The sequence below is a fragment of the Leifsonia sp. C5G2 genome, assembly GCF_013359685.1.
GTDB lineage: Bacteria > Actinomycetota > Actinomycetes > Actinomycetales > Microbacteriaceae > Leifsonia.
Window position 1 is genome coordinate 133125 of sequence record NZ_JABFMV010000003.1, and the last position, 22830, is coordinate 155954.

Genomic DNA, 22830 nt, shown 5'->3' on the forward strand with positions numbered 1-22830 from the left:
GGACGCTACGCCGCCGGTGTGTCCGCCGACGCCGGCTCCACCCGCGCGACCGTCGCGCCCTTGAAGTCGACCGCGAGCATCAGCGGCTGCCAGCGCGTCTGCGCGGCCTCCTCCACCAGCTTCGCGGCGGCCAGCCGCTGGCTCGGGTCGCTGCCGAGGACCAGGATCGACGGGCCGGCGCCCGAGACGACGGCGGCGAAGCCGTTCTCGCGCAGCAGCGTGATGAGCCGGTCGGTCTCCGGCATCGCCGAGGCGCGGTAGCTCTGGTGGAGCTTGTCCTCGGTGGCCGCGTGCAGCAGTTCGGGGCTCTGGATGAGGGCCGCGACGAGCAGGGCGGAGCGGGAGACGTTGAAGACGGCGTCCTCGTGGGGCACCGACTGCGGCTGGAGGCTGCGCGCCAGGGCCGTGGACATCACGTGCTCGGGCACCAGCACGAGCGGCGAGACGCCGCGGTGCACGATGAGCTTCTTGAAGCGCGGGCCCTCCGGGGTGACCCAGGCGATCGTCAGTCCGCCGAAGAGGGCGGGCGCGACGTTGTCGGGGTGCCCCTCCATGTCGTTCGCGAGGGCGAGCAGCTGCTGCGCGTCGAGATCGACGACGCCCTCCAGGAGTCCCTTCGCGGCCATGATGCCGGAGACGATCGCAGCTCCCGAGGACCCGAGGCCGCGGCCGTGCGGGATGCTGTTGCGCGCCCGCAGGTTCAGCCCCGGCATCGGCACGCCGACGGCGTCGAAGGTGTGCGCGATGGCGCGGACGACGAGGTTGCTCTCGTCGGTGGCCACCTCGCCCTCGCCGACGCCGACGACCTCGACGGTCGCGCCCGGCTCGTCGCGGACGGAGACCTCGAGCTCGTCGTAGAGGGCGAGTGCGAGGCCGAGCGTGTCGAAGCCGGGGCCGAGGTTGGCGCTGGTCGCCGGGACCTTGACGGCGACGGTCCGGCCGCGCAGGTCGGGCGAGGTCACGCGGTCGCCTCGGCGCGCTGCAGGCCGAGCACGTCGGCGATGGCGGTCGTGTCGACCGGGACGACGGTCGGCTGGACGTCGGAGCCGTCGGCCGTGCGGAGGGCCCACTGCGGGTCCTTCAGGCCGTGGCCGGTGACGGTCAGGACGACGGTGGCGCCGGCCGGGATGACGCCCGCCGCCGAGCGCTCCAGCAGGCCGGCGACGCTGATCGCGGAGGCCGGCTCCACGAAGATGCCGACCTCGGCGGAGAGCAGGCGGTGCGCCTCCAGGATCTTCGCGTCGTCGATGGCGCCGAAGTAGCCCTCGCTGTCGTCCCGGGCGTTGAGAGCGAGCTCCCACGACGCCGGGTTGCCGATGCGGATCGCGGTGGCGATGGTGTCCGGGTCCTTGACCGGGTGCCCGAGCACGATCGGGGCGCTCCCCGCGGCCTGGAAGCCGAACATCCGGGGCAGCCTGGTGGACTCCCCGCGCTGCAGCTCCTCGGTGTAGCCGCGGTGGTACGCGGTGTAGTTGCCGGCGTTGCCGACGGGCACGATGTGGAAGTCCGGAGCGTCGCCGAGCGCCTCGACGACCTCGAAGGCCGCGGTCTTCTGACCCTCGATGCGGTCGGGGTTGACCGAGTTGACCAGGTGCACCGGGTAGTTCGTCGCGAGGTCGCGCGCGATGTCGAGGCAGTCGTCGAAGTTGCCCTGCACCTGCAGCAGCTGCGCGTTGTGCGCGATCGCCTGGCCGAGCTTGCCCATCGCGATCTTGCCCTCCGGCACCAGCACGACGGCCTGGATGCCGGCGTGCGTGGCGTACGCGGCGGCGGACGCCGAGGTGTTTCCGGTGGAGGCGCAGATGACGGCCTTCGCGCCGTGCTCGACGGCCTTCGAGATCGCCATGGTCATGCCGCGGTCCTTGAACGACCCCGTGGGGTTCATCCCCTCGAACTTCACGTACACGTCGGCGCCGGTGCGCGCGGACAGAGCGGGTGCGGGGATGAGCGGCGTGCCGCCCTCGCCCAGCGTGACGATCGGAGTGGCCTCGGAGATGTTCAGGCGGTCCGCGTACTCGCGCAGGACGCCTCGCCACTGACGACTGTAGGCCTTGGGCTGGGGCATTACGATCCTTCGACTCGGAGAACGGAAGAGATGGCGATCACGACGTCGCTCGCCGCGAGCGCCTCGACGGTGGCCGCGAGTGCGGCCTCCTCGGCTTCGTGGGTGCCGATGACCAGGGTAGCGGTGGCCCTGCCGCCGCCGTGAATCGGGCCACCGGCCGGGCCGGCGGCCTCCGGCGCCGAACCGGCCACCACGACCGGCCCGGTGAGGCTCGGCACCGACTGCTGCACGGTCTCCACGCTGACACCGCCGTCGCTCAGGATGCGCGCCACCGCGGCGAGCACGCCGGGCTGGTCCTCCACATCCAGGGTGATCTGGTAGCGGGTCACCACGCGGCCGATGTCGAGCACCGGCAGGTCGGAGTGCGTCGACTCGGCGACGCCCGGACCGCCGACGACGTGCCTCCGCGCGGCGGAGACGACGTCGCCGAGCACGGCCGACGCGGTCTCGACGCCGCCGGCCCCCGCGCCGTAGAACATGAGGTCGCCGGCGGCGGCGGCCTGCACGAACACCGCGTTGTGGGCGCCGTGCACCGCGGCGAGCGGGTGGTCGCGGCTGATGAGCGCCGGGTAGACGCGGGCGGAGACGCCCTCCTCCCCCGACTCCGGATCCCTCATCCGCTCGCAGATCGCGAGCAGCTTGATGACGGCCCCGGCCTCGCGGGCGGCATCCACCTGCGCCTTCGTCACGCCGGTGATGCCCTCGCGGTAGACGCGGTCGAGCGGCACGGTGGTGTGGAAGGCGAGGCTCGCCAGGATGGCGGCCTTCTGCGCCGCGTCGTAGCCGCCGATGTCGGCGGTCGGGTCGGCCTCGGCGCACCCGCGGTCGGTGGCGGTGGCCAGCGCGTCCTGCAGGGTCTCGCCGTGCACGTCCATCCGGTCGAGCACGAAGTTGGTGGTGCCGTTGACGATGCCGAGGATCCGCTCGATGCGGTCGCCGGCGAGACTGTCGCGCAGCGGGCGGATGATCGGGATGGCGCCGGCGACGGCCGCCTCGTAGTAGAGCTGGGCGCCGACCTGCTCGGCCGCCTCGAACAGCTCGGGGCCATGGGTGGCCAGCAGCGCCTTGTTCGCGGTGATGACGTCGGCACCGGAGTTGAGCGCCTCGAGCACGTACCCGCGGGCCGGCTCGATGCCGCCCATCAGCTCGACCACGATGTCGGCGCCGAGGATGAGCGAGCTCGCGTCGGTGGTGAACAGCTCGCGCGGCAGGTCGACGTCCCGAGGAGCGTCGACGTCGCGCACGGCGATGCCGACGAGCTCGAGCCGGGCGCCGACGCGGGAGGCGAACTCGTCGCCCTGCTCCAGCAGGAGGCGGGCCACCTGGGAGCCGACGGAGCCGGCCCCGAGGAGGGCGACGCGGAGGTTGCGGTACTCGATCATGCCTGGCTGCGCTCCTTCGACGCGGTGACAGCGGATGCGGGGACGGCGGACGGGTCGTACGCCGCATCCCGGGCGAGGAGGTCCTCGATGGTCTCTCCCCGCACGATCACGCGCGCGTCGCCGTCGCGGACGGCCACCACCGGCGGCCGCCCGAGATAGTTGTAGTTGCTCGCGAGCGACCAGCAGTAGGCACCGGTCGCGGGCACGGCGAGCAGGTCCCCCGGCTCGACGTCGGCGGGCAGGTACTCGGCGTCGACCACGATGTCGCCGCTCTCGCAGTGCTTGCCCGCGACGCGCACGAGCGCGGGCGGGGCGAGGGAGACACGGCTCGCGATGCGGGCCGAGTAGTCGGCCTCGTACAGCGCGGGGCGGGCGTTGTCGCTCATCCCGCCGTCGACGCTCACGTAGCGGCGGACCGCGGTCTCGCCGTCGTCCTCGAAGGCGACGGGCACGTCCTTCGTGGTGCCGACCGTGTAGAGGGTGAGACCGGCGGTCCCGATGATCGACCGGCCGGGCTCGAACGCGACGACGGGCATCGGGATGTCGAGCTCCTCGCATCCGGCCGCCACCGTCTCCGCGATGCGGCGCGCGAGCACCTCGATCGGGGCCGGGTCGTCGGCGGCCGTGTAGGCGATGCCGAAGCCACCGCCCAGGTTCAGCTCGGGCACGTCGCCCCCGGCCAGCAACCGCTTGTGCAACGTGAGCAGGCGCGCGGCCGACTCGGCGAAGCCGTCGGCGCCGAAGATCTGCGAGCCGATGTGGCAGTGCAGCCCGCGGAAGACCAGCGACGGGCGCGAGCGGATGAGTCCGACGGCCTCTTCGGCGCGGTCGAGCGCGATCCCGAACTTCTGGTCCTCGTGAGCGGTGGCGAGGAACGCGTGCGTGTGCGCGTGCACCCCGCTGTTCACTCGCAGCCGGACGCTCTGCCGGACACCGTGCCGCTCCGCCGCCTCGGCGACGCGGTCGATCTCCTGCAGGCTGTCGATCACGATGGCGCCGACGCCGACCTGCACGGCCCGGTCGATCTCGGCGAGCGACTTGTTGTTGCCGTGGAAACCGAGCCGCTCGGGGTCGACGCCGGCCGCCAGCGCGACCGCGAGCTCGCCCCCGCTGCAGACGTCGATGTGCAGGCCGGCCTCGGCCATCCAGCGGGCGACCTCGATGCTCAGGAACGCCTTGCCTGCGTAGTAGACCTTCGCGGCCGTCCCGATCTCGGCGAAGGCACGGTCGAAGGCCGTGCGCACCTCGACGGCGCGCGAGCGGGCGTGCTCCTCGTCGACGACGTAGAGCGGCGTCCCGAACCGCGCGGCGAGCTCCCCCGCCGCGACGCCGCCGACGACGAGCTCGCCGTCGGAACGCGAGACGGTGCGGGACCAGAGCCCGGGGACGAGCGCGTTCGCGTCGTCCGGGACATGCAGCCAGGAGGGTGCGAGGGGATTCGGATCGGCCATAGGGAACCTCACGGGTGGTGACGAGTGGGGGTCTCCTAGGCGAGCGGACCCGGATTGGCCCCTGAAGCCGGTGGAGAGGACAGGACCAGTGTATCCGGGAGCCGTATCCGCTTTCCGTGTGTTACATCCGGACTAGGAGCAGCTGCCCTTGCTGTTCAGGAACTTCTCGTTCATCACGAAGTCACTGGCGGTCAGCCGGACGGTCGCGTGCCCCGGGGAGACCTGGATGTCATCGACCTGCACGCCATCAGGAAGGTACTGCGCCGCGCACACCGGGAACGGCCCCTGCGCGGTGAGCGCCTGCAGCAGCCTGTCCAGGTTGACGTTGCCGGCGCCCGTCTTGAGGCTGGCCTTGTCGGCCTTCAGTAGCACCTGGTCGCCCGCGGCCTCCGGCGTCGCCGTGACCGTGTACTGGACGGGCAGCCCGAGCAGGCTGATGCTGCCGTCGTACCCGATGGTGCCGGCACCGAGGGTGATGTCGCCGGTCGCACCGGGGATCTGCACGAGCTTGTTGAGCGAGTCCTGGCTGATGCTCAGGGTGCCGGTCGCCTGCGAGATCGGCTTCGAGAAGTCGGTCGGGACGCCGGTGGCGACGAGCTTCGCGCTGAGTGGCGCACCGTTCGCCACCACCTTCGGCGCGTCGAGCTCCACGCGCTGGAAGGTGCCGGAGAGGTACTGCTGCAGCACGGAGAATCCCCCAATGTGCGTGGTGACCTGGCCCTTCACGTCGGCCGGCAGATTCTTCTCGATCTCGTCGGAGACGCGTTGCTCGGCGTACGCGCGCGCTGCCGAGTCGACGACCACGAGCAGCACGACGATGACGACGACCGGGATGCCGACCCACAGCAGCAGCCGCAGCCAGCGCGGCCGGCGGCGGCGCTGCGGCGCACCCGTACCGGGCAGCACCTGGGTCGTGTCCTCGCTCATCGGGTCGCCTCCTTCGTCTCGTCGCTCGTCGTCCGCCGGCTACATCCGGTCCGGGGCCGAGACCCCGAGGAGGCCGAGGCCGTTGCGGATGACCTGGCCGGTCGCATCGTTCAGCCACAGGCGAGTGCGGTGCACGTCGGTGACAGGCTCGTCGCCGTGCGGGATGACGCGGGTCGAGCCGTCCCGCACCGCGTACCAGGCGTGGTACAGGCCGGCGAGCTCCTCGATGTACCGGGCGACCCGGTGCGGCTCGCGCAGCTCGGCCGACAGTGCCACGACGCGCGGGAACTCCTGCAGGCCGCCGAGCAGAGCGGACTCCGTCTCGTGCGTCAGCAGCTCGGGCGCGAACACGCTCCGGTCGACACCGGCCTTCTCGGCGTTCGCCGCGACGGACCGGGTGCGGGCATGCGCGTACTGCACGTAGTAGACCGGGTTCTCGTTGCTGCGCTTGGCGAGCAGGTCGAGGTCGATGTCGAGCTGCGAGTCGGTCGAGGAGCGCACCAGGGCGTAACGGGCGGCGTCGACGCCCACCGCGTCCACGAGGTCGTCGAGCGTGACGATCGTTCCCGCGCGCTTGGACATCCGGACCGGCTCGCCGTCCTTCACCAGGTTGACCAGCTGGCCGATCAGGATCTGGAGGTTGACGTTCGGCACGTCGCCGAACGCCTCCACCATCGCCATCATGCGGCCGATGTAGCCGTGGTGGTCGGCGCCGAGCATGATGATGTTCTGCTCGAAGCCGCGCTCGCGCTTGTCGAGGTAGTAGCCGAGGTCGCCGGAGATGTACGCGGGCTCGCCGTTGGAGCGGATGACCACGCGGTCGCGGTCGTCGCCGAACGCCGTCGTGCGCAGCCAGATGGCGCCGTCCGCCTCGAAGATGTGGCCCTGCTCGCGCAGCCGCTCGATGGCGCGCTCCACGGCGCCGGACTCGTGGAGCGAGTCCTCATGGAAGTACACGTCGAAGTCGACGCCGAACGAGTGCAGGCGCTGCTTGATCTCCTCGAACATCAACTGCGTGCCGATGGAGCGGAAGACCTCCTGCTGCTGCTCGCGCGGGAGCGCGGCGAGGTCGCCACCGTCGCTCTCGGCGTAGGCCGCGACGACGCGGTCGGCGATCTCGCCGATGTAGGCGCCGCCGTAGCCGTCCTCCGGGGTCGGCTCGCCGAGGTAGGCGGCGAGGAGGCTGCGGGCGAAGCGATCGATCTGCGAGCCGTGGTCGTTGAAGTAGTACTCGCGGGTGACATCGGCGCCCTCGGCCTGGAGGATGCGCGCGAGGCTGTCGCCCACCGCGGCCCAGCGTGCGCCGCCCATGTGGACGGGGCCGGTCGGGTTGGCGGAGACGAACTCCAGGTTGACGCGCAGGCCATCGTAGGTGTGGCCGCGGCCGTAGCCGTCGGCCTGCTCCACGATCGTCTTGGCGAGCTGGCCGGCCGCGGCGGCCTCGAGCCGGAAGTTGATGAAGCCGGGACCGGCGACCTCCGCGGACGCCACCCCCTCGATGCCCGAGGCGGCCGCGGCGATCTCCTCCGCGAGCTCGCGCGGGTTGACCCCGACCTTCTTGGCCAGGCGCATGGCGACGTTGGAGGCCCAGTCGCCGTGGTCGCGGTTCTTCGGCCGCTCGAGCGGCACATCCGCCGCCGTGAGGGACAGCTCCGGGATGTCGGCGCCGGCCTCTCGTCGCCGCTCGACCACCGTCGTCACGATGTCGAGAAGGGCGGCGGAGAGGTCAGCGGGAGTCATGAGGAACGATTCTACCGGGAGCCTGGGTGGACGCCGGGCGGGGTGGCCGCGCACGGTTGATAGGGTCGTCGCGACGCGCGCTCCCGCACGGCGCGCGCCGAGCAGAGAGACGGATCCGCAATGCCGACCACCCCCCGCCGCACCACGCTCCTGGCCGTCGCTGCCGCCGCCGGGATCCTCGCCTCCGCCGCCCTGTCCGGGTGCACCCCCGCCGCGAAGCCGGCCGGGCCGGCCACGGCCGCCGCGACGGGCGGGAGCACGCCCCGGACGGTCCCCTCGGCCACCCCGACGCCGACCGACCCTCCCACGCCGGTCGGGCTGACCTGCGAGCAGGTCGTCACGCCGGAGCAGCTGCAGGCGTCCGTGCCGGGCTACGCCGCCGACCCGGGGTACGCGCCGAAGGCCGGGTCGCTCGAGAAGAGGATCGCCGACTGGCAGGGCGTGGCGTGCGCCTGGCTCAACCAGACCAGCGGCGACGTGATCCAGGTCGCGGTCGCCCGGCCGCCCGCCAGTGCGCTCGAGGGACTCAAGAACAGCGCGATCACCGCATCCAACCCGGTGCCCACCTACGGCGTGCCGCCGCAGGTCGAGGGCTACTTCGCCCCGGGCACCTCCGGCCAGGTGCAGATCTTCCGCGGGAGCTACTGGATCGTGGCCGACTCGACCGTGTTCCAGGAGCCGGGCGACGCGGCACCGCTGATGGAGAAGGTGCTGGAGAGCGTCCCCTCCTCCTGACCTCGGAGACCTCCCGGGCGGGCCGCGCGATTCACGGGCGCGGCCCGCGGGATGCTAGCCTGGGAGCACCCTGGCCCCCATAGCTCAGGGGATAGAGCGTCTGCCTCCGGAGCAGAAGGCCGTAGGTTCAAATCCTACTGGGGGCACCCTTTCAGTCGACCGCGTCGAGGTCCGTCTCCAGCAGTGCCGCCAGCTCGTCGAGCGCTGCATCCGCATCCGGGGCGTCCGATCGCAGGGTGACGACGGTCCCCTTGCCCGCGGCGAGGCCCATCAGCGACAGGATGCTCGCGGCGTTCAGCTGGGGCCCGTCGCCGACGGCGATCGTGATCGGGATGGCCTTCTCCTGCACCGCCTGCACGAACAGCTTGGCGGGGCGGGCGTGCAGGCCGGAGGCGCTGGCGACGGTGGCGTGACGTTCTGACATGGTTCTCTCCTCGGGTGGTCGGGGGCCGGCGGGGTCGGGCGGGGTCGGTCGGGTGCGGGCGGCAGGGTGGCCGGCCGTCAGACGACGGCGGTCTCCATGCGCTCGTCGACGGCGTCCTCCTCGGCGATGGCGGCGGCCCGGCGGGGGGCCGCGAAGCGCTTCAGGCCGACGACGACGAACGCGGTGACCACGGTTCCGGCGACGAGCGCCAGCAGGAAGCCCCAGATCGGGTCGATGGCGAAGAAGACGAAGATGCCGCCGTGCGGGGCGCGCGACTCGACGCCGAAAGCCATGGCGAGGGCGCCGGCGACTGCACCGCCCGCCAGGTTCGCGGGGATGACGCGCAGCGGGTCGGCCGCAGCGAACGGGATCGCTCCTTCGGAGATGAACGAGGCTCCCAGCAGCCAGGCGGCCGCGCCGTTCTCCCGCTCCACCTGGGTGAAGCCGCGGCGGTAGAGCACGGTCGAGGCGAGCGCCATGCCGAGCGGCGGCACCATCCCGGCGATCATCACCGTGGCCATGATCTGGAAGCTGGCCGGGGTCTGCGCGGCGAGGCCTGCGACCGCGAACGCGTACGCCACCTTGTTGACCGGGCCGCCCAGGTCGAAGGTCATCATGAGGCCCAGGATGATGCCGAGCGCGATCGCGCCGGCGCCGGTGAGGCCGTTGAGGAAGGTGGTCAGCTGCGCCATCAGCCAGGCGATGGGCGCGCCGAGGATGAGCAGCATCAACCCCGACGCGATGATCGAAGCGCCGAGCGGGATGATCACCACCGGCATCAGGCCGCGCAGCCAGCGCGGGACCGCAGGACGACCGATCAGCCAGGCGGCGAAGCCGGCCAGCAGTCCGCCGATCAGGCCGCCGAGGAAGCCGGCGTTCATGAACACGGCGATCGCGCCTGCGACGAATCCGGGCGCGATGCCGGGCCGGTCGGCGATGGCGAACGCGATGTAGCCGGAGAGTGCGGGCACCAGGAAGCCGAGGCTCACGCTCCCGATCTCGAACGCGATCGCGCCGAGGTAGTAGCCGAGGCCCTGCGGCGGGAGGTCCCAGATCGCGTAGTGCTGCAGGGTGTACACGGCGTTGTTGACGCCGGAACTGCCGTGGGCCAGCGCGATCCCGTACCCGCCGAGGAACGGCAGGAAGCTGATCGCGATCAGCAGACCCCCGCCCGCGACGAACGGGATCATGTAGCTGACGCCGGTAAGGAGGATGCGCTGGATGTTGCGCCCCCAGGAGAGCTGCTGCGCGCCGGAGCCGGCCGAGCCGCCGCCTGTCGCTGTGACACGGGCGCCCTGCGGATCGCGGGCGACGGCCACGGCGTCCGCGATCAGCCGGTCGGGCTGCTCGATGCCGCGCTTCACGGTGGAGCGCACGACCGGCTTGCCGCGGAAGCGGGCCTCCTCTCGCACGTCGACATCGTTGGCGAAGATGACCGCGTCTGCCGCGTCGATGACGCTCTGCGGGAGCGCCTGGTAGCCGCTGGAGCCCTGCGGCTCCACGACGAGGTCGATCCCGGAGTCCTTGCCCGCCTTGGTCAGGGCATCCGCGGCCATGAAGGTGTGCGCGATACCGGTGGCGCAGGAGGTGACCGCGACGATCCGGGCAGGGCGGCCGTCGATGAGCAGGCCCTCGGGGGTCGAGCCGTCCGCGGTCGCAGCCGGGGCGGGATCGGGCTCGTCGGGTGCTGCGGCCTCGGCCGGCTTCGCGGCGGCCGCGGCGCCCTCGCCGATCGCCTCGTCGACCAGGGCGACGACCTCCTCCGGCGTGGTCGCGGCGCGGAGGCCCGCGGTGAACTCGTCGAGCATGAGGCTGCGGGCGAGCTTCGAGAGCACCGCGAGGTGCACCTCGGCGGCGTCGTCGGGAGCCGCGATGAGGAAGACGAGGTCGGCAGGGCCGTCCGGCGCGCCGAAGTCGACGCCGGGCTTCAGCCGCGCGAACGCGAGCGACGGCACCGTGACGGCGGGGCTCTTGGCGTGCGGGATGGCGATCCCGCCGGGCAGGCCGGTCTCGTCCTTCTGCTCGCGCGCCCAGGCGTCCTCGAACAGCGCTTCGGCGTCGGTCGCACGCCCCTGGGCCGCGACCCGGGCGGCGAGGGCGCGGATGATGTCGCTCTTGTCGGCGCCCTCGCCGATGTCGAGGCCGACGAGGTCGGGGGTGATGGTCTTCGGTGACACGGTTCCTCCAGGGTCTTTCGATGGGAGTTCAGAGGTGGAGTGCGGCGACGGGGATGTCGTCGCCGGGGAGGTCGGCCGCGCGCGGCGCCTGCGTTCCGGGCAGGGACGCGGCGGCGGACCCGTAGCGCACGGCGGTGACGAGCCGTTCGGGCTCGGAGGCCGCGGCGGATTCGGCCAGCAGGTAGCCCGCGAGCGCGCTGTCGCCCGCGCCGACGGTGCTCCTGACCCGGATGCGCGGGGCCCCGGCGACGTAGCCGCCATCGGCGGTCACGAGCACCGAGCCGAGCGCGCCGAGGGTCACGAGGGCGGCTCCCACGTGCTCCGGCGCGAGTGTCCGTGCGACGGCGAGCACCGCCTGCGGGAGGTCGGCCTCGTCGAGCGGGACGCCGGCGAGCTCGGCGAGCTCGTCCTCATTGGGCTTGATGAGATCGGGATGCCCGTCGAAGACGGCCGCGCGCAGCGCCTCCCCCGACGTGTCGACGGCGATCTTGGGAGCGGCGCTCCCCCAGCGGATGCGCACCGCGCGGATCACCGTGACGTAGAAGTCGTCGGCGGCCCCCGGCGGAAGCGAGCCCGCGAGCACGAGCCAGCGTGCGCCGGAGCAGGCCTCGACCACCGCATCCACCAGCGCGGACGCCTCGGCCGGCTCGAGAACGGCGCCGGGGAGGTTGAGCTTGGTGGTCACTCCGGCGGGATCCGCGATCGTGAGGTTGGCCCGTGCGTGGCCTTTGATGCCGACGCGCCGGGTGGCGAGTCCGGCCGAGTTCAGGACGATGCCGAAGGGGTCATCGGCGGCGAGCGGCAGCACCGCGACCGCCGGGACGCCCGCCGCGGTCACGACTCGGGCCACGTTGATGCCTTTGCCTCCCGCGTCCTCTCGGGACGCCGCGGCCGACTGCACCTCTCCCGCTCGCAGCGGGGCGGCGAGGGTGACCGTGCGATCCAGCGATGGGTTGGCGGTCAGCGTGACGATCATGCGATCCACACCTCCACGCCGGCCGCGGCGAGCGCGTCGGCCAGCTCGCCGCCCGGCGCCCGGTCGGTGACCAGCACGTCGAGCGCGTCGAGACCGGCGAAGGCGACGAGCGACTCCTGCCCGAACTTGCTGGCGTCGGCGACCAGCACCACCCGGCGCGCGGCCCGGACGATGGCCTCCTTGACGGCGGCCTCCTCCGGGTCGGGGGTGCTGAGCCCGAAGGCGGCGGAGACGCCGTTGGCTCCGACGAAGACGATGTCCGGGCGCAGCGACTGGATCGAGCGGACGGCGGCCGCACCGACGGCCGCGGCGGTGACCCCGCGGATGCGCCCGCCCACGACGGTGAGCCCGACGCGCTCGGCGCCGGCGAGCGCCGGGGCGAGCGTGATGGAGTGGGTGACGACCTCCGCATCGCCGAGCGTCGCCTCGAGCCGCGCGGGAAGGAGTTGCGCGACCGCGGCGGTCGTCGTTCCCGCGTCGAAGTAGAGGGAGCCGCGGAACCCGTCGCCGAGCGCGTCGAGCGCCCTCGCGGCGATCCGCTGCTTGGTGTCGGCGTTGAGCGCGGTGCGCTCCGAGACCGAGGCCTCGGCCGTGCTGCCGCGCTCCAGGGCGACGGCGCCGCCGTGCACGCGCCGCAGCGCGCCCGCCTGCTCGAGCGCATCCAGGTCGCGGCGCACGGTCTCGGTGGTGACGCCGAACCGGTCGGAGAGCTCCACGACCGCGACGCGGCCCTCATCGCCGAGCAGTCGCTCGATCAGTGCCTGACGCTCCGTTGCATACACGCGGTGGCCTCCCTTGGTTTCGAACACAATACAACACGTTCCCACGCAAAACAACATGCTTTCATGTTGTTTTCGTTGGCTTCGCGTCGACCTCGCCACACCGCGATTCGTCACGAACGGCGGCGATTCGTGACGAATCGCGGCGATTCGTCACGAGTCAGCGGAGCGCGCTCGACTCGACGACGCGGCGATTCGTCACGAACGAGAGCGGTTCGTCACGAACGAGAGCGGTTCGTCACGAACGGCGGCACCGCGAGGGCGGGGTCAGGCCTCGCGCTGGTAGGAGGAGACGGCGGGGCCGGGGTGGAGCACGCCGTTCATGATCGCCTGGATGGCGAACTCGCTGGCGCTGGCGAGGTCGATCGCCGTGGGGTCGAGCAGCCACTGCAGCTGCAGACCGTCCATGACCGCGAGGATGGCCGCAGACGCCTTGTCGATCTCGGCCGGGTCGGTCACGCCCTCCTGCTCGCAGAGCTCCCGGAAGGCGGTGTCGACCTCGCGGCGCAGCACGCGGTAGCGGTCCTCGAAGTACGTCTTGGCGGGGTGATCGTCGGTCACCGACTCGGCCGAGAGCACGGTGTACACCTGCACGATGCCCGGCCGCTGCGCGTTGCGCTGCGCCGTGCCGACCAGGTGCGCGAACAGCGCCGGCCCGCCCGGGATGTGCTGGTCCGCCAGATGGGCGACGTCGTCCTGATCGCGGAACTCGAGCACCTCGAGCAGCAGGTTCTGCTTCGACCCGAAGTGGTGCAGCACCCCGGCGTGCGTGATGCCGACCTGCTCGGCGATGTCGGCGAGCGTGCCGTTCGCCGATCCCTTCGTGCCGAAGGTCTCGATCGCCGCCCGCAGGATCTCCTTGCGCTTGCGCTCCGTCTCGGGGCGCGGGCTCGAACTGCCGCCGGAAACAGCCATTCCGTCACGCTCCCTGGTGTGCCGCTTGCGTGCGAGCTTACCACCCAGTAACCTCACCCCAACGTGCTTTCTGACCAGTAAGCAAGTTCCGTCGGCAGACGGCCCCGCAGCACCAGGACACAACGGATGTGTCCGTCACGAAGGAGAAGCAATGAGGCTTAGGAAGTTCTTGATCACGGCATCGGCGGTCGCCGCCGTCAGCGCGATCGCACTCACGGGATGCTCGTCCGACGGCTCGTCGAAGGGCGGCTCGGCGGGCGGCGGATCCCTCACGGTGGCGAAGCCCGACGGCGCGGCCGTCCTCGCCACGCAGATCAACAACCCGTTCATCGGCACCGGCTCGGGCATGTCCCTCGGCTACGACCGGATGCTCTACGAACCGCTCGCGATCGTCAACCCGGTCGGCAAGAACGAGACCACCCCGTGGCTCGCGTCGAAGGTGGAGTGGAACTCCGACTACACCCAGCTCACCGTGACCCCGCGCAAGGGCGTCAAGTGGAACGACGGCAAGCCGTTCACCGCCGACGACATCGTCTACACGTACAACCTCATCAAGACGACACCGGCCCTCGACCTGGGCGGACTCAAGCTGAGCGACGTCAAGAAGGACGGGGACAACGTGGTCCTGTCCTTCAGCGAGTCCAAGTTCGTCAAGCAGGGCGACGTGCTCCAGGTGCCGATCGTCCCGGAGCACCAGTGGAAGAGCATCTCCGACCCGACGAAGGACCCGGTCAAGGAGGCCATCGGCACCGGCCCGTACACGATCAAGACGTTCTCCTCGCAGGGTGTCGTCCTGAAGTCGCGCAGCGACTACTGGGGCGGCGCGGTCCCGGTGGCCGAGCTCAAGTACCTCGAGTACAACGACAACACCGGCCTCCTCCGCGCGCTGCAGAGCGGCGAGACCGACTGGGCGCAGATCTTCATCACCGACTACCAGAAGAACTACGTCGACAAGGACCCGAAGCACAACGTGTTCTGGGGCGCCAACGTCCTGAGCCCCGACATGATCGTGGTCAACACCACCAAGGCGCCGTTCAACGACGTCGCGTTCCGCAAGGCCGTCAACATGGTGGTCGACCGCAAGGCCCACGCCGAGAAGGCCCGGAGCAACGCCGGACCGGAGCTCACCAACGTGACCGGCATCCCGCAGCCGACCGGCGACCAGTACATCGCCCCCGAGTACAAGGACCAGACCTTCACGATCGATGTCGACGGCGCCAAGAAGGTGCTGAGCGACGCCGGCTACACCTGGAAGGACGGCGCCCTGATCGACCCGAAGGGCTCCCCCGTGTCGTTCACCCTGCAGGACCCGCAGGGCTGGAACGACTACGTCACCGGCATCCAGCTGGCGGCGACGCAGATCAAGAGCACGCTCGGCGCCGACGCGAAGGTCGCCACCCCGGATGCCGACACCTGGCTCGCCAACATGGCGTCCGGCAACTTCGACGCCGCTCTGCACTGGACCGGCTCCGGCTCGAACCCGTGGCACATCTACGACGACGTCATGAACTCGAGCTACCTCGACCAGGCCACGGACGGCAAGGTGTCCGACAACTTCGGCCGCTACAGCAACCCGGAGGCCACGGCCCTGCTCAAGGAGTACGCGCAGGCGTCCGACGACGGCGCCCGCACGGCGGCGCTGAACAAGCTGCAGAAGATCTTCGTGGAGGACGTCCCGGCGATCGCCGTCGGCACGCACCCGCAGCTGGCCGAGTACAACACCCGCAAGTTCACCGGCTGGCCGAGTGAGAAGGACCAGTACGCCACCGCGGACCCGACCCAGCCGTCGGCCGTCCAGGTGCTGATGAACCTGAAGCCCGCGGGCAAGTAGCAGGCCACCATCCGTCCGGGGCGGGCGCGAGTCGCCCCTCGCGCCCGGCCCGGACGACCCGCGTGCAGCACGAAAGCGATGCCCTCATGACAGACACCCTTCTCTCGGTACGCGACTTCTCGGTCGTGTACGACGTGGATCCGCCGGTCGCGGCGGTCAAGAACGTCACCCTCGACATCAAGCGCGGCGAGATCGTCGGCCTCGCCGGCGAGAGCGGCTGCGGCAAGACCACCCTCGCCTACGGCGTCCAGCGCCTTCTCAAGCCGCCGGCGGTCATCACCAGCGGGAGCGTCGTCTTCCACGACCAGACCGGCGAGGACATCGACATCAACGCGCTCGACGCGGAGCAGATGCGCCGGTTCCGCTGGGACAAGATCTCCATGGTCTTCCAGGGGGCGATGAACGCCCTCAACCCGGTCGCCACCATCGGCTCGCAGCTGGACGACGTGTTCCAGGTGCACCGGCCGGAGCTCAGCCGTTCGCAGCGGCGTGCGGCGGTGATCGAGCTCCTGGAGATCGTGAAGGTCGGCGGCCAGCGCGTCCGCTCCTTCCCGCACGAGCTCTCCGGCGGGATGCGCCAGCGCGTGATGATCGCGATGGCCCTCGCCCTGCGCCCCCAGCTCATGGTGATGGACGAGCCGACGACCGCGCTCGACGTGCTCGTGCAGCGCGAGATCCTCAAGCAGATCTCGCAGCTCCGGCACGACTTCGGGTTCTCCGTCGTCTTCATCACCCACGACCTCCCGCTCCTGCTGGAGATCAGCGACCGGATCGCGATCATGCGCGAGGGCGAGATCGTGGAGCTCGCCCCCGCGGAGCAGATCTGGAACGCGCCCCAGCACGAGTACACCCGCACCCTCCTGGAGTCGTTCCCGCGACTGACCGGAGAGAGAGGAGTGGTCGTCCGATGACGACGCTCGAGTTCAGGAACGTCACCAAGATCTACAACGTCCGCGGCGCCGGCCAGCTGACCGCCCTCGACGACGTCAGCTTCACGCTGGGCCCGCGGCAGACCATCGGCCTGGTCGGGCAGTCGGGCAGCGGCAAGTCGACGATCGCGAAGATCCTCACCCAGCTGGAGACCCCGACCCGCGGCGACGTGCTGCTCGACGGCTCCCCCATCCCCCGCTCGGGGAAGGCGCTGCGGAAGTACCGCCAGCAGCTGCGGATGGTCTTCCAGGACCCGTTCGCCTCCCTCAACCCCTCGCACTCGATCCGGCATCACCTCGAGCGGCCGCTGCGGCTCGACCGCGTGGTGCCGCGCGGCGAGGTCGACGACGAGGTGCGGCGGCTGCTGCAGCGCGTCCGGCTCGACGCGGACGCGGTCATCGACCGCCGGCCGCACGAGCTCTCCGGCGGCCAGCGGCAGCGCGTCGCCATCGCCAGGGCCCTGGCCTCCCGTCCGGCCCTGCTGGTGGCGGACGAGCCGGTGTCGATGCTGGACGTGTCCATCCGCCTCGGCGTGCTCAACCTGCTCGCCGACCTGCAGCGCGAGGAGGGCCTCGGCGTCCTCTACATCACGCACGACCTGGCCACGGCCCGGCACTTCAGCGACGAGATCATCGTGCTGAACCAGGGCAGGATCGTCGAGCACGGCACCGCCGACGACGTCATCCTGCGCCCCCAGGACCCGTACACGCGGGAGCTCCGCGCGGCGTCCCCCGACCCCGAGAAGCACTTCGGCGCCCGGGCGGCCCAGCCGGCCGCCGCCGCGCAGACGGCAGGAGGTGCGCTGTGAGCGCCCAGACCACGACCGGCCAGACCACGACCGGCCAGACCGCGACGGGCCTGTCGCCCGCAGAGCAGCCAGGCGATCCGACGCTCGTCGGCACCACCGCGACCCGGGCGGAGCGCCGCGGCGTCCGCGTCCCGTGGCGGTTCATCGGCGGCCGCGTCGCGTTCTACGCGTTCACCCTGTGGGCCGCCATCACGATCAACTTCTTCCTTCCCCGCCTGATGAAGGGCGACGCGGTCGACGCGTACATGGCGCGCAGCCAGGGCCAGCTGACCCCGGACGCGGAGAAGGCGCTCCGGCTCCTCTTCGGCCTCGACCACTCGGTGCCGCTCTGGCAGCAGTACCTCGACTACTGGAACATGCTGCTCCACGGCAACCTGGGCGTCTCCATCTCCACCGGCATGGCCCCGGTCGGCGACGCCATTGCCTCGGCCCTCCCGTGGACGCTGGGCCTCGTCGGCTTCGCGACCGTGGTCTCCTTCGTGATCGGCACCTCCCTCGGCGCCGTGATCGGCTGGCGGCGCGGCGGTCGGCTCGACGTGCTCGTGCCGGTCACCACGTTCCTCGGCACCGTCCCCTACTTCTGGCTCGGCCTGATCTTCATCGCCGTGTTCTCCACCACGCTCGGCTGGTTCCCTGCCGGGCACGCCTACGAGCTGGGCGTCGAACCCGGCTGGAACGGGGAGTTCATCGGGCAGGTCGTCTCGCACGCCATGCTGCCGATGCTCACCATCGTCGTCGTCTCGCTCGGCGGCTGGGTGCTCGGCATGCGCAACATGATGCTCACCGTCCTCGACGAGGACTACATCACCGTCGCGCAGGCGAAGGGCATGCCCGACCGCCGGGTGCTGTGGCGCTACGCCGCGCGCAACGCGGTGCTCCCGCAGATCCAGAGCTTCGCGCTCGCCCTCGGCTTCATCGTCAGCGGCACGATCGTGATGGAGATGGTCTTCTCCTATCCCGGGATCGGCCTGCTGCTGCTCAACGCCACCAACGCGAAGGACTACGCGCTGATGCAGGGCATCTTCCTCGTCCTGGTGCTGGCCGTGCTCGTGGCGAACATCGTCGCGGACATCGCCTACGCCATCCTCGATCCCCGCACCCGTCAGACGGAGGCCTGAACCATGAGAACCCCCGCCGAAGAATCGGACACCCTCGCGCAGCCCGCGGGCGTCGGAAGCCCCGAGACCGCCTTCGTCCTCGCCGTCGGCCCTCGGCCGCCCGCGAAGGCGACCTTCTGGTCGCAGCTGAAGGCGTCCCTCGCCATGTTCGGCAACCGCAAGTCGGCCACCGGGCTCATCATCCTCGGCGTCTTCGTGCTCGTCGCGATCTTCGCCCCGTGGATCGCGCCGTACGACCCGAACGCGCAGCACCTCGATCAGACGCTGCAGCCGCCGTCGTTCCAGCACCTGCTCGGGACGACCCACATCGGGCAGGACGTCTTCAGCCAGCTCGTCTACGGCACCCGCGGGGTGCTCGTGGTCGGGTTCCTCGCGACGATCATGGCCACCGTCGTCGCCATCGTGGTCGGTGTGACCGCGGGCTACCTGCGCGGCTGGAAGAGCGAGTCGCTGTCGGCGCTGTCGAACGTCTTCCTGGTCATCCCCGGCCTCCCGCTCATGATCATCGTCGCGTCGCAGTTCGACGACCCGCCGCTGTGGATCATCGCCGCCGTCCTCGGACTGACCGGGTGGGCGTGGGGCGCCCGCGTGCTGCGCGCGCAGACGATGTCGCTGCGCAACCGGGACTTCATCCAGGCGGCCCGGGCCAACGGCGAGCCGCTGCACCGCATCATCCTGGTGGAGATGCTGCCCAACCTGATGGCGATCATCGCGTCGAGCTTCGTCGGCACCATGACGGCCGCGGTCCTCGGCCTCACCACCCTCGCGTTCATCGGCGTCATCCCGGTGTCGAACCTGAACTGGGGCACCATCCTGTTCTGGGCGCAGCAGAACAACGCGTTCCCCGACTACTGGTGGTGGTACATCCCCGCCGGCCTGTGCATCGCGCTGCTCGGCGTGGCGCTCGCGCTCGTCAACTTCGGCATCGACGAGTACGTCAACCCGCGCCTGCGGTCGGCGGGCGAGCGCGCCAGGGCGATGAAGCGCAAGGGCATGAACGTCAACGCCGCCGTCACCCAGGTCCGCACCGAACCCACCACGGCCGGTCCGGCCGGATCAGCACCGGAGAGCACCACCGCATGACAACCACCCTGCCGTCCACGAGTGCCGCGCCCGGCGGCGAGGCGCTCCCCTACCGGGACCCGTCCCTGCCGACCGCCGACCGCGTCCGCGACCTCCTCGGCCGCATGACGGTCGAGGAGAAGGTGGGGCAGATGCTCCAGCTGGATGCTCGCGACGACCTGCAGGACCACGTCCTGCGGCGTCACGTCGGCTCGATCCTGCACACCTCCCCCGAGCGCATCCTGGAGGCGAACCGGCTCACCGCGCAGACCCGGCTGCGCATCCCGCTGCTCGTCGGCGAGGACTGCATCCACGGCCACTCCTTCTGGCCCGGCGCCACGATCTTCCCCACCCAGCTCGGGATGGCGGCGACGTGGGACGCCGAGCTGATCGAGCGCGTCGCCCGGGCCAGCGCGGAGGAGGTCGCGGTGACGGGCGTGCACTGGACCTTCTCGCCCGTGCTCTGCATCGCCCGCGACCTGCGCTGGGGCCGCGTGGGCGAGACCTTCGGAGAGGATCCGTTCCTCATCGGCGAGCTCGCCAGCGCCATGGTGCGCGGCTACCAGGGCAGCGGCCTGGACGACCCCACCGCGATCCTCGCCACGGCGAAGCACTTCGCCGGGTACTCGGAGACGCAGGGCGGACGCGACGCGAGCGAGGCCGACCTCTCGCGGCGGAAGCTGCGCAGCTGGTTCCTCCCGCCGTTCGAGCGCGTCGCCCGCGAGGGCTGCCGCACGTTCATGCTCGGCTACCAGAGCACCGACGGCGTGCCCATCACCGTGAACGACTGGCTGCTCAGCGACGTGCTCCGCGGCGAGTGGGGCTACACCGGGACGCTCATCACCGACTGGGACAACGTCGGGCGCATGGTCTGGGAGCAGCGGGTGCAGCCCGACTACGCCCACGCCGCGGCCGCGGCGGTGCGCGCGGGAAACGACATGGTGATGACGACGCCCGGGTTCTACGAGGGGGCGCTGGAGGCCGTCGAGCAGGGCCTGCTCGACGAGGACGCCTTCGACGCCGCCGTCGCGCGCATCCTGACGCTCAAGTTCGACCTCGGTCTGTTCGAGGACCCGCGGCTGCCGTCGCAGGATCTCGACGCCGTGGTCGGGAGCGCCGAACATGCCGCGCTCAACCTGGAGGTGGCACGGCGCTCGATCGTGCTGCTGGAGAACGACGGGACGCTGCCGCTCACCTCGCCTTCGGTCCGGGTGGCCGTGGTCGGGCCGCTCGCGGACGACGCCCAGACGCAGCTGGGCGACTGGGCCGGCGGCTCCGGCCAGGCCGGATGGCTGGACGGCCAGCCGCGCGAGATGATCGAGACCGTGCTCGACGGGCTGCGCGCGCTGCCGGGATGGGAGGTGCGGCACGCCCGCGGGGCCGACATCCTGACCCTCGAGGACGACCCGCGCGGCACGACGTTCCCCGACGGCCAGCCGCGGCCGCCCGTGGTGGTGCCGTCGCCGCCCGATCGGGAGCTGATCGACGAAGCCGTCGCTGCGGCGGAAGGGTCGGATGTGGTGGTCGCGGTCGTGGGCGACCGGATCGAGCTCGTCGGCGAGGGGCGCTCCACGGCGACGCTGGAGCTCATCGGCGGCCAGAACGCGCTGCTCGACGCGGTGATCGAGACGGGCAAGCCGGTCGTCGTCGTGGTGATGGCGTCGAAGCCGCTGGTGCTGCCGCCGTCGGTCGCCCGGGCTGCCGCCGTGCTGTGGGCGGCGAGCCCCGGCATGCGCGGCGGCACCGCGATCGCGGAGATCCTGGCCGGACGCGTCGAGCCGTCGGGCCGGCTCCCGATCTCGTTCGCGCGCCACGCCGGCCAGCAGCCGACGTACTACAACCAGCTGCGCGGCCAGCACGGCGACCGCTACGCGGACCTCACCCAGCAGCCCGCGTGGGCGTTCGGGGACGGCCTGTCGTACACGACCGTGGAGTATTCGGACCTCGCGCTGGAGCGCACCGCGCTCGGCCTCGCCGACGAGATCGTGGCCGAGGTGACGGTGCGGAACACGGGCGCGCGCCCGGTCCGCGAGACCGTCCAGGTGTACGTGCGGGACACGGTCACCAGCGTCAGCTGGACGGACCGCGAGCTGAAGGCGTACCGCCAGGTGGAATTGCCGCCGGGAGAGTCGGCCCGCGTGCGGGTCGTGCTGCCGGTCGCGGACTGCACGATCGTGGATGCCGCGGGCACGCGCCTGGTCGAGCCGGGAGCGTTCGAGCTGCTGGTCGGACCCTCGTCGCGGGAGTCGTCGCTGCTGGCGGCGCCGTTCGAGGTCGTGAGGCCCGTCGCCCACTGAGGACCGGGTCGTGCCCCGCCGGGGGCGCGGCCCGCTCCCGACGGATCGCACGTAGAATCGTCGCCGGGATGGACTGCTCGTACTTCGACGCCGGCGTGTGCCGCTCGTGCACCCTGATGGGCGTGCCGTACGCCGCGCAGCTGGCGGACAAGGACGCGCACGCCCGCGACCTGCTCGCCGCCTTCGGCGACGCCGTCTGGCTGCCGCCGGTGGCGAGCGCGGAGTCCGGCTACCGGAACAAGGCCAAGATGGTGATCGGCGGCACCGTCGACTCCCCCACGATCGGCATCCTCGACGAGAACGGCCGCGGGGTGGACCTGCGCGAGTGCGGGATCTGCGCCCCGGGCATCCGCGCCGCGCTCCCGGTGATCGCGGACTTCGTGACGCGCACCCGGCTCGCGCCCTACAGCGTCCCGGAGCGTCGTGGCGACCTCAAGTACGTGCTGGTCACCCTCTCCCCCGACGACGAGCTGATGATCCGGTTCGTGGTGCGGTCGGAGGACGTCGTCGCCCGCATCCGCGCCCGGCTCCCGGAGCTGCGCGCCGCGCTGCCCTCCGCGCGCGTCGTGACGGCGAACATCCAGCCGGAGCACAAGGCCGTGGTGGAGGGCGACCGGGAGGTCGTGCTGACCCCGGACGCCTCGCTCGTGATGCGGGTGGGAGCGGTGCCGCTGCGGCTGCGCCCGCAGTCGTTCTTCCAGACCAACACGGCCGTGGCCGAGGCGCTGTACTCCCAGGTGGCCGACTGGGTGGACGCGGTGTCGCCCGCCAGCGTGTGGGACCTGTACTGCGGTGTCGGCGGCTTCGCGCTCAACGTCGCGGCCCCCGGGCGCCGGGTCGTCGGGGTGGAGACGAGCCGGGAGGCCGTGCGCAGCGCGCGGGCGACCGCGTCGGCGGCCGCGCTGCCGCACGTGGCGTTCCGTGCGGGCGACGCCACCGCGTTCGCGCGCGACGCGAAGACGACCCCGGAGCTCGTGATCGTGAACCCGCCGCGCCGCGGCATCGGCGCGGAGCTCGCGGGCTGGCTCGAGGACTCCGGCGTGCCGTCGGTGGTGTACTCCAGCTGCAATGCCAAGAGCCTCGCCCACGACCTGGCCCGGATGCCGTCGTACCGCATCCGGACCGGCCGCGTCCTCGACATGTTCCCGCAGACCGGCCACCTGGAGGTCGCCGTCCTGCTGGAGCGGTCCGCCGCCTAGCGTCGCCGCCCGCC

General features: G+C 71.5%; 19 protein-coding genes and 1 tRNA gene. 9 read left to right on the forward strand and 11 right to left on the reverse strand.

All coding sequences use genetic code 11. The features are described from left to right. Positions 1–5: 5 nt before the first annotated feature. The 6 genes from thrB to argS form a co-directional block, all read right to left on the reverse strand. Complete coding sequence (gene thrB, locus HNO83_RS05355) at positions 6–962, reverse strand: homoserine kinase (protein ID WP_175336483.1); 957 nt, start codon at positions 960–962, stop codon at positions 6–8. After that, entirely contained in the window at positions 959–2065 is a 1107-nt protein-coding gene (thrC, locus tag HNO83_RS05360; RefSeq protein WP_175336484.1) for a threonine synthase, read from the reverse strand. The genes thrB and thrC overlap by 4 nt, the downstream gene beginning before the upstream one ends. Beyond that, positions 2065–3447: a homoserine dehydrogenase gene (locus tag HNO83_RS05365; protein ID WP_175336485.1), complete on the reverse strand. Its 1383-nt coding sequence runs from the start codon at positions 3445–3447 to the stop codon at positions 2065–2067. The genes thrC and HNO83_RS05365 overlap by 1 nt, the downstream gene beginning before the upstream one ends. Further along, positions 3444–4898 carry a diaminopimelate decarboxylase gene (gene lysA / locus HNO83_RS05370; RefSeq protein ID WP_175336486.1) on the reverse strand — a complete coding sequence of 485 codons (1455 nt, stop codon included), beginning with the start codon at positions 4896–4898 and terminating at the stop codon, positions 3444–3446. Before lysA ends, HNO83_RS05365 begins: the two co-directional genes overlap by 4 nt. Positions 4899–5030: 132 nt before the next feature. Beyond that, positions 5031–5825 (reverse strand): LmeA family phospholipid-binding protein, encoded by a 795-nt coding sequence (locus tag HNO83_RS05375; RefSeq protein ID WP_175336487.1) that lies wholly within the window; start codon positions 5823–5825, stop codon positions 5031–5033. A gap of 39 nt (positions 5826–5864) precedes the next feature. Then, entirely contained in the window at positions 5865–7565 is a 1701-nt protein-coding gene (gene argS, locus HNO83_RS05380; protein WP_175336488.1) for an arginine--tRNA ligase, read from the reverse strand. Positions 7566–7685: 120 nt separating this feature from the next. Here argS and HNO83_RS05385 point away from each other — a divergent pair, with 120 nt between their 5' ends. Further along, entirely contained in the window at positions 7686–8300 is a 615-nt protein-coding gene (locus HNO83_RS05385; RefSeq protein WP_175336489.1) for an iron ABC transporter ATP-binding protein, read from the forward strand. 73 nt (positions 8301–8373) lie between these two features. After that, positions 8374–8446 (forward strand) — tRNA-Arg (locus tag HNO83_RS05390). A gap of 5 nt (positions 8447–8451) precedes the next feature. Here HNO83_RS05390 and HNO83_RS05395 read toward each other — a convergent pair. The 5 genes from HNO83_RS05395 to HNO83_RS05415 all read right to left on the reverse strand — a co-directional run bounded on the left by HNO83_RS05395 (position 8452) and on the right by HNO83_RS05415 (position 13571). Then, entirely contained in the window at positions 8452–8724 is a 273-nt protein-coding gene (locus HNO83_RS05395) for an HPr family phosphocarrier protein (RefSeq protein ID WP_175336490.1), read from the reverse strand. A 77-nt stretch (positions 8725–8801) separates the two neighbouring features. After that, a complete protein-coding gene (locus HNO83_RS05400; RefSeq protein WP_175336491.1) occupies positions 8802–10901 on the reverse strand; it encodes a PTS fructose transporter subunit IIABC in 2100 nt (699 codons plus the stop codon). A gap of 28 nt (positions 10902–10929) precedes the next feature. Continuing rightward, entirely contained in the window at positions 10930–11877 is a 948-nt protein-coding gene (locus tag HNO83_RS05405; protein ID WP_175336492.1) for a 1-phosphofructokinase family hexose kinase, read from the reverse strand. Further along, positions 11874–12659, reverse strand: a complete 786-nt coding sequence (locus tag HNO83_RS05410) for a DeoR/GlpR family DNA-binding transcription regulator (protein ID WP_175336493.1) — start codon at positions 12657–12659, stop codon at positions 11874–11876. Before HNO83_RS05410 ends, HNO83_RS05405 begins: the two co-directional genes overlap by 4 nt. A 264-nt stretch (positions 12660–12923) precedes the next feature. After that, positions 12924–13571 carry a TetR/AcrR family transcriptional regulator gene (locus tag HNO83_RS05415; RefSeq protein WP_175336494.1) on the reverse strand — a complete coding sequence of 216 codons (648 nt, stop codon included), beginning with the start codon at positions 13569–13571 and terminating at the stop codon, positions 12924–12926. 169 nt (positions 13572–13740) lie between these two features. Between HNO83_RS05415 and HNO83_RS05420 the strand changes: the two genes are divergently transcribed. The 7 genes from HNO83_RS05420 (at position 13741) to rlmC (ending at position 22816) form a co-directional block, all read left to right on the forward strand. Continuing rightward, a complete protein-coding gene (locus tag HNO83_RS05420; RefSeq protein ID WP_249776515.1) occupies positions 13741–15402 on the forward strand; it encodes an ABC transporter substrate-binding protein in 1662 nt (553 codons plus the stop codon). Between the two features lie 86 nt (positions 15403–15488). Then, positions 15489–16313 carry an ABC transporter ATP-binding protein gene (locus tag HNO83_RS05425; RefSeq protein ID WP_175336496.1) on the forward strand — a complete coding sequence of 275 codons (825 nt, stop codon included), beginning with the start codon at positions 15489–15491 and terminating at the stop codon, positions 16311–16313. Continuing rightward, positions 16310–17140, forward strand: a complete 831-nt coding sequence (locus tag HNO83_RS05430) for an ABC transporter ATP-binding protein (protein WP_175336497.1) — start codon at positions 16310–16312, stop codon at positions 17138–17140. The genes HNO83_RS05425 and HNO83_RS05430 overlap by 4 nt, the downstream gene beginning before the upstream one ends. Then, positions 17137–18258, forward strand: coding sequence for an ABC transporter permease (locus HNO83_RS05435; protein WP_502708418.1), 1122 nt, complete (start codon positions 17137–17139; stop codon positions 18256–18258). The genes HNO83_RS05430 and HNO83_RS05435 overlap by 4 nt, the downstream gene beginning before the upstream one ends. 3 nt (positions 18259–18261) lie before the next feature. Next, positions 18262–19341, forward strand: coding sequence for an ABC transporter permease (locus HNO83_RS05440; RefSeq protein ID WP_175336498.1), 1080 nt, complete (start codon positions 18262–18264; stop codon positions 19339–19341). Further along, entirely contained in the window at positions 19338–21617 is a 2280-nt protein-coding gene (locus HNO83_RS05445) for an exo-beta-d-1,3/1,6-glucosidase (protein ID WP_175336499.1), read from the forward strand. Before HNO83_RS05440 ends, HNO83_RS05445 begins: the two co-directional genes overlap by 4 nt. A 68-nt stretch (positions 21618–21685) precedes the next feature. Then, positions 21686–22816 carry a 23S rRNA (uracil(747)-C(5))-methyltransferase RlmC gene (gene rlmC / locus HNO83_RS05450; RefSeq protein ID WP_175336500.1) on the forward strand — a complete coding sequence of 377 codons (1131 nt, stop codon included), beginning with the start codon at positions 21686–21688 and terminating at the stop codon, positions 22814–22816. Positions 22817–22830: the final 14 nt, after the last annotated feature.